The sequence below is a fragment of the Pseudomonas sp. GM78 genome, from assembly GCF_000282475.1.
Classification (GTDB): domain Bacteria; phylum Pseudomonadota; class Gammaproteobacteria; order Pseudomonadales; family Pseudomonadaceae; genus Aquipseudomonas.
In genome coordinates, this window is the sequence record NZ_AKJF01000060.1 from 22,966 (window position 1) to 29,799 (window position 6,834).

Below are 6,834 nucleotides of genomic sequence, written 5' to 3' on the forward strand. Positions count from 1 at the left end.
AATGCCGTTACGGACCCTTGAGACCTGGCCCCACGGCGCAATCAAACTGGACCCGCAAAACACGCGATTCGCGTTGTGGGCACCGGATGCGTTCTACGTCAGTGTCGAACTGGAAAATGGACAGTCCTTGCCGTTGCTGCCTCAGGCCGACGGCTGGTTCGTGATCAACACCCGCTGCCCGGCGGGTACGCGCTACCGCTACAGCATCGATGGCGAACTGGAGGTGCCCGACCCGGCCTCCCGTGCCCAGGCCGGGGACATCGACCAGCACAGCGTGGTGGTCGACCCGTTGGCCTACCCATGGCGGCACAGCACCTGGCTGGGACGCCCGTGGAACGAGGCGGTGATCTACGAGTTGCACGTGGGTGCCCTCGGCGGCTTCCTTGCCGTCGAGCAACACCTGGCGCACCTGGTGGAGCTTGGGGTCACCGCGATCGAGTTGATGCCGATCGCGCAGTTTCCCGGGGAGCGCAACTGGGGCTACGACGGGGTGCTGATCTATGCACCCCAGGCCTCCTATGGCACGCCCGAACAGCTCAAGCACCTGATCGACACTGCCCATGGCCTTGGCCTGGCGGTGCTGCTCGACGTGGTCTACAACCACTTCGGGCCGGATGGCAATTACCTGCACCGCTACGCCAAGGGCTTCTTCCGCGAAGACCGGCACACGCCCTGGGGAGCGGCCATCGATTTTCGTCGGCGCGAAGTGCGCGACTTCTTCATCGACAACGCCTTGATGTGGTTGCTGGAGTACCGCTTTGACGGCTTGCGCCTGGACGCGGTGCATGCCATCGAAGACCCGGACTTTCTCCAGGAGCTGTCCCAGCGGGTGCGCCAGCAGACCGACCCGTCGCGCCATGTGTGGCTGGTGGTGGAAAACGAACATAACCAGGCCAGCCTGCTCGAACAGGGCTATGACGCGCAGTGGAACGATGACGGCCATAACGCTTTGCACGTGCTGCTGACCGGCGAGACCGATGCCTATTACGCCGACTATGCAAACAACCCCACCGAACAACTGGCCCGCTGCCTGAGCCAGGGCTTCGTGTTCCAGGGCCACCTTAATCGCCATGGCGAAGCGCGCGGCGAGCCCAGCGGGCATTTACCCCCCAGTGCGTTCGTGCTGTTTTTGCAGAATCACGACCAGATCGGCAACCGCGCCTTTGGCGAGCGCCTGCATCAACTGGCGCACCCCGACGCCTTGAAAGCGGCGACGGCACTGTTGCTGCTGTCGCCGATGATCCCCCTGATGTTCATGGGCGACGAGTTCGCCGCCGAACAACCGTTCCTGTTTTTCACCAGCCACCACGGCGAACTGGCTCGGTTGGTACGCGAGGGACGGCGCAATGAATTTGCCGCGTTCAGCGCGTTTGCCGACCCGGATAAACGCGAACGGATTCCCGATCCCAACGCCCCACAGACCTTCGAAGCGTCGCGCCCTGCCCTCACCTCCAGCGAACCCTCGGCGATGCAGGAGCTCTATCGCCAACTGTTGCAGATCCGCCATCGGTACATCGTGCCGAACTTGCCTGGCACCCGCGCGCGCAACGCTCAGGTGCTGGGCGTTGGTGCGGTAAGCGCGGCATGGCGCCTGGGCGATGGCAGCCAGTTGCGCATCGACCTCAACCTCAGCAGCGCACCGGTACGCCACACCTCACCGGTGGACGCCGGCTGGCTGTTCGAACACCCGCCCGGATCTGGCCAACAGCTGGATCAAGGCACCTTGCCCCCGTATTGCGCGCTAGTCAGCCTCACGGCCGCGGCCCCTTTGCTACCCCTTGATGGAGAGCGCCAATGAGTGATGCGCAACTGGAAATCCTGGCCACCCGGGCCGGCCTGGCGGTCGACTGGATCGACGCCAATGGTCGCCCGCAAAAAGTCGCGCCTTCGGTGCTGCGCAACGTCCTCACCGGACTCGGCCACCCGGCCGGCAGCGCCCAGGAAATCGACGCCAGCCTGCTCGAATTGCAACAGGTACAGCAGACCCGACTCCTGCCGCCGCTGATCACCGCTGATTTCGGCGTCGGTCTCAACCTGGCGCATTTTTTCGAGCCACTGACACCCTGCGAGATTCATCTCGAAGATGGCTCGCAACTCAGTCTCAAGCTGGATGCCGAGGCCGTCTTGCCGGGGCTGATCCCGGTCGGTTACCAACACGTCAACATCGATGGGCAAAGCTTTACCCTGGCCGTCGCTCCCGCCCGCTGCTACAGCGTCGGCGATGCGGTGGACAGCCCGATCCCGCGCGCCTGGGGTTTGAGCGTGCAACTGTACGCCTTGCGCCGTGCCGGCGATGGCGGTTTTGGCGACACCCAGGCGCTGGAAGACCTGGCGCGCGTGGCGGGCGAACGCGGCGCCGAGGCACTGGCGATCAGTCCGCTGCATGCCATGTTTGCCAGCGACACCCATCGCTATAGCCCCTATTCTCCTTCAAGCCGTCTGTTTCTCAATAGCTTGTATTGCGCGCCGGGGGCGATTCTCGGTGAGCGCGCGCTGCGTACCGCGATCGATGCCACGGGCCTTGCGGCCGAACTCAAGCACCTGGAAGAACAGCCACTGATCAACTGGCCGGCCGCCGCCGAAGCCAAGCATCGGCTGCTGCAGGCGCTGTACGACGGCTTCGTGCACGGCGAACATCCGCTGCACGCCGACTTCAGCAGCTTTCGCCATGCCGGCGGTGAAGCCCTGGAAAATCATTGCCGCTTCGAGGCCATTCAAGAGACCCGCGCCGCCCGGGGCGAAAGCCTCGACTGGCGTGAGTGGCCGCAACAGTGGCGCAACCCGCGCAGCGCCGCCCTGGCCGAATTCGCCGAAGAAAATTCCACACGCATCGGCTTCTTCGCCTTCTGCCAGTGGCTGATCGCCCGTTGCCTGGAGCGCGCGCAGGCGGCCGCCCGCAGCAGCGGCATGGGCATTGGCCTGATTGCCGACCTGGCCGTCGGTGCCGATGGCGGTGGCAGCCAGGCCTGGAGTCGCCAGGATGAGTTGCTCGCCTCCCTCACCGTTGGCGCGCCACCGGACATTCTCAACCGCACCGGCCAAGGTTGGGGGATCTCCGCGTTTTCCCCCGAAGGCCTGGTGCGCAACGGCTTTCGCGCCTACATCGAAATGCTGCGCGCCAACTTCGCCCACGCCGGTGGCCTGCGGATCGATCATGTCATGGGCCTGCAACGGTTGTGGGTGATCCCCAATGGTTCACCGCCCGCCGACGGCGCTTATTTGTATTACCCGTTTGACGACTTGCTGCGCCTGCTGACCCTCGAATCCCATCGTCACCAGGCCATCGTCCTCGGCGAAGACCTGGGCACGGTGCCGGACGGCCTGCGGGAAAAACTCAGCGCCCGGTCCATTCTCGGCATGCGCGTGTTGCTGTTCGAACAGGACAACACGCACTTCAAACCGATCCTCGACTGGGCGGACAACGCCCTGGCCACCACCAGTACCCACGACCTGCCGACCCTCAATGGCTGGTGGCACGGCCGCGATATCGACTGGAACGCCCGCCTCGGCCTGGTCGATGCCAGCGCTGAAATCGAGTGGCGCCAGCATCGCGAACGCGAACGCGAAGGCCTGCGCCGGGCCTTGAGCCAGGACCCGCAGAACTTTCGCGAAGAGTCCCACGAAACCGATCAGGTCCTCGACGCCAGTGTGCGTTTCCTTGGCCACACCCGCGCGCCACTAGTACTGCTGCCGCTGGAAGATGCCTTGGGCATCGAGCAGCAGGCCAACCTGCCCGGCACCATCGATGCCCACCCCAACTGGTCCCGTCGCTTGCCCGGCAACAGCGAAGCCTTGCTCGATGGCCCGGACGCCGCCCGACGCCTGGAACTGCTCGCCTGCGCGCGACTTCAGGCGGCCGAGCGTGACCAATGATCCCGGTCGCTGTCGGGCCGCTACGGGCCACCCTGCGGCTGCAATTTCACAAAGGTTTTACCCTCGACGACGCCGTGCCGCTGGTGCCCTACTTCGCCCGTCTCGGCATCAGCCATGTCTACGCCTCGCCGCTGCTGAGCGCCCGCGCCGGCTCCATGCACGGCTATGACGTGGTGGACCCGACCACCGTCAACCCGGAACTGGGCGGTGAACCGGCGTTACGCCGCCTGGTCAGCGCGCTGCGCGGTGAGAACATGGGGTTGATCCTCGACATCGTCTCCAACCACATGGCGGTCGGCGGCAACGACAACCCCTGGTGGCTGGACTTGCTGGAGTGGGGACGCCTGAGCCCGTATGGCGAATTCTTCGATATCCAGTGGCACTCGCCCGACCCCTTGATGGAAGGCCAGTTGCTGTTGCCGTTCCTCGGTAGCGACTACGGCATCGCCTTGCAGGACGGCACCTTGGCGTTGCGTTTCAATGCCCAGCGCGGCGCCTTTCATGTCGAGCATTACGAGCATCACTTTCCAATCTGCCCCAGCCATTACGGCGAGCTGCTCAAGGCCGATGTCGAGCCGCTCAAGTTACTGGCCGATCGCTTCAGTACTTTGAGCTATCAGTCGGACGCCCATAGCCTGGCGATCCCCTTGAAGGAAGAGTTGCGCGAACTGGCCAGCGATCCGGCGATGCTGCAGGCCATTGAGCAAAACCTCAAAGCCTACGACTCGCAGACCGGCGAGGGTTTCCAAAACCTGCACAACTTGCTGGAACGCCAGAGCTACCGCCTCGCCAGTTGGCGCACCGCTGCGGACGACATCAACTGGCGGCGTTTTTTCGATATCAACGAGCTGGGTGGTTTGCGCGTCGAGCGCCCAGCGGTGTTCGAGGCAACCCACGCGAAAATTTTCCAGTTGGTGGCGCAAGGGCTGGTCGACGGGTTGCGCATCGATCACATCGACGGTCTCGCCGACCCACGGGGCTACTGCCGTAAACTGCGGCGGCGGGTCGACAGCCTAGCGCCCGGCCGGAACCTGCCGATCTATGTGGAAAAGATCCTTGGCGAAGGCGAAACCCTGCACCGCGACTGGTCGGTGGATGGCACCACCGGCTACGAATTCATGAACCAGTTGTCGATGCTGCAACACGACCCCGCAGGTGAGCACGCCCTGGGCGAACTCTGGCACCGCTACAGCGAGCGCCCGGCCGACTTCCGCCAGGAAGCCCAACTGGCGCGACAGCAGATTCTCAATGGCTCGCTGGCCGGGGATTTCGAAAGTGTCGCCCAGGCGTTGTTGCAAGTGGCCCGGGATGACCTGATGACCCGCGACCTGACGCTGGGCGCGATCCGTCGAGCGCTGCAGGAATTGATCGTGCATTTCTCGGTGTATCGCACCTACATCGGCGCCCTGGGGCGTTCGGCGCAGGACGAGGTGTTTTTCCAGCAAGCCATGGAAGGTGCCCGACAAACCCTGGGTGAAGCCGACTGGCCCGTGCTCGAGTGCCTGGCGGGTTGGCTGGGGGGCGAAAGCTGGCGAAAACGCCCGGCTGGCCGCCTGCGCAAACGCCTCAAGCATGCCTGCGTGCGCTTTCAACAGCTGACTTCGCCTGCCGCCGCGAAGGCCGTGGAAGACACCGCGTTCTATCGCTCGGCGGTGCTACTGTCGCGCAATGACGTCGGCTTCAGCACCGAGCAATTCAGTGCCCCGGTGGCCGATTTCCATGCCGCGTGCCGCAAGCGTCTGGAACAGTTTCCCGACAACCTGCTGGCCACCGCGACCCACGATCACAAGCGTGGCGAGGATACCCGCGCGCGCCTGGCGGTCTTGAGTGAACGCAGTCAATGGTACGTCGAGCAGATCGGCCTCTGGCGCGCCCTTGCCCGGCCCTTGCGTGATGACGATCAGATGCCGTCGGCCGGCGATGAGTTGATTCTCTACCAGGCGCTGCTGGGCAGCTGGCCGCTGGACCTGCGCGCCGACGACCCACCGGCCCTGGAAGACTACGCGCAACGCATCAGCCAATGGCAACGCAAAGCCCTGCGCGAAGCCAAGCTGCAGAGCAGCTGGAGCACGCCCAATGAAGCGTACGAACAAGCCAGCGAAAGCTTTTCCCGGCGCCTGCTGCTGAACCCGGAAGGTGAATTACTGCGCAATGCCCTCGGCAAGGCCGCCCGCACGATTGCCTTGCCTGGCGCCCTCAACGGATTGGCGCAAACCTTGCTGCGCATGACCGTACCGGGAGTGCCGGACCTCTATCAGGGTAACGACTTCTGGGACTTCACACTGGTCGATCCGGACAACCGCCGGCCGGTGGATTACGCCAGCCGCCAACAGGCCTTGCAGCAACCCTTGGACTTGCCTGATCTGTTGGAACACTGGCGCGACGGGCGCATCAAGCAAGCCCTGATTGCGCGAACTTTAAACACCCGTGCCGAGCACCCCGAGCTGTTTCGACGCGGCACTTACCAGGCTCTCGAAGTCATCGGCAGCCAGGCCAATCGGGTGCTCGGATTTGTCCGTGAATGGGAGGGTGTCCGCGCCATCGTCATCGTGCCGATCCATTGTTCGGCACTGCTGGAAAACAGTGCCGTGCCCCATGTGGACGCACCGCAGTGGGGCGATACCCGGGTCAGCTTGCCATTGACAGTCGCCGAGGAAAATCTGAAGGGACTTTTTTCCAGCGTCGCAGTCACAAAAAACAGGGAGCTGATGATCAGCGCCGCGCTGGGGGATTTCCCGGTCAATCTCTTTATCCAGGCTACACACATTTGAGTTCAGTTCAGGAGCAATGCAATGAGTACCGACGATAAACGCATCCGCGAGTTTGCCTATCAAATCTGGGAATCCGAAGGCAAACCCGAGGGCCAGGAAGCACGGCATTGGGAGATGGCGCGCAAACTGGCTGAAGCCGAAGCCCTGGCACCGAAAAAGCCGGCAAAAGTGGCGGCGAGCAAGCCCGCCG

Annotated in this window: 4 protein-coding genes; all 4 read left to right on the plus strand. The window is 63.8% G+C overall.

Translation table 11 applies throughout. The annotated features are described in order from the left end of the window. The first annotated feature begins 1 nt into the window (after position 1). Entirely contained in the window at positions 2 to 1,798 is a 1,797-nt protein-coding gene (gene treZ / locus PMI35_RS24230) for a malto-oligosyltrehalose trehalohydrolase (RefSeq protein ID WP_008056709.1), read from the plus strand. Beyond that, positions 1,795 to 3,873 carry a 4-alpha-glucanotransferase gene (malQ, locus tag PMI35_RS24225; protein ID WP_008056711.1) on the plus strand — a complete coding sequence of 693 codons (2,079 nt, stop codon included), beginning with the start codon at positions 1,795 to 1,797 and terminating at the stop codon, positions 3,871 to 3,873. The genes treZ and malQ overlap by 4 nt, the downstream gene beginning before the upstream one ends. Beyond that, positions 3,870 to 6,644, plus strand: coding sequence for a malto-oligosyltrehalose synthase (locus PMI35_RS24220; RefSeq protein WP_008056713.1), 2,775 nt, complete (start codon positions 3,870 to 3,872; stop codon positions 6,642 to 6,644). Before malQ ends, PMI35_RS24220 begins: the two co-directional genes overlap by 4 nt. Positions 6,645 to 6,665: 21 nt before the next feature. Continuing rightward, positions 6,666 to 6,834, plus strand: a 169-nt coding sequence (locus PMI35_RS33710; protein ID WP_008056715.1) for a DUF2934 domain-containing protein, incomplete at its 3' end; no start/stop codon positions are given.

Coding starts and splice junctions, on each gene's coding strand:
- treZ (WP_008056709.1), top strand. CDS start 2: ATGCCGTTACGGACCCTTGAGACCTGGCCCCACGGCGCAATCAAACTG.
- malQ (WP_008056711.1), top strand. CDS start 1,795: ATGAGTGATGCGCAACTGGAAATCCTGGCCACCCGGGCCGGCCTGGCG.
- PMI35_RS24220 (WP_008056713.1), top strand. CDS start 3,870: ATGATCCCGGTCGCTGTCGGGCCGCTACGGGCCACCCTGCGGCTGCAA.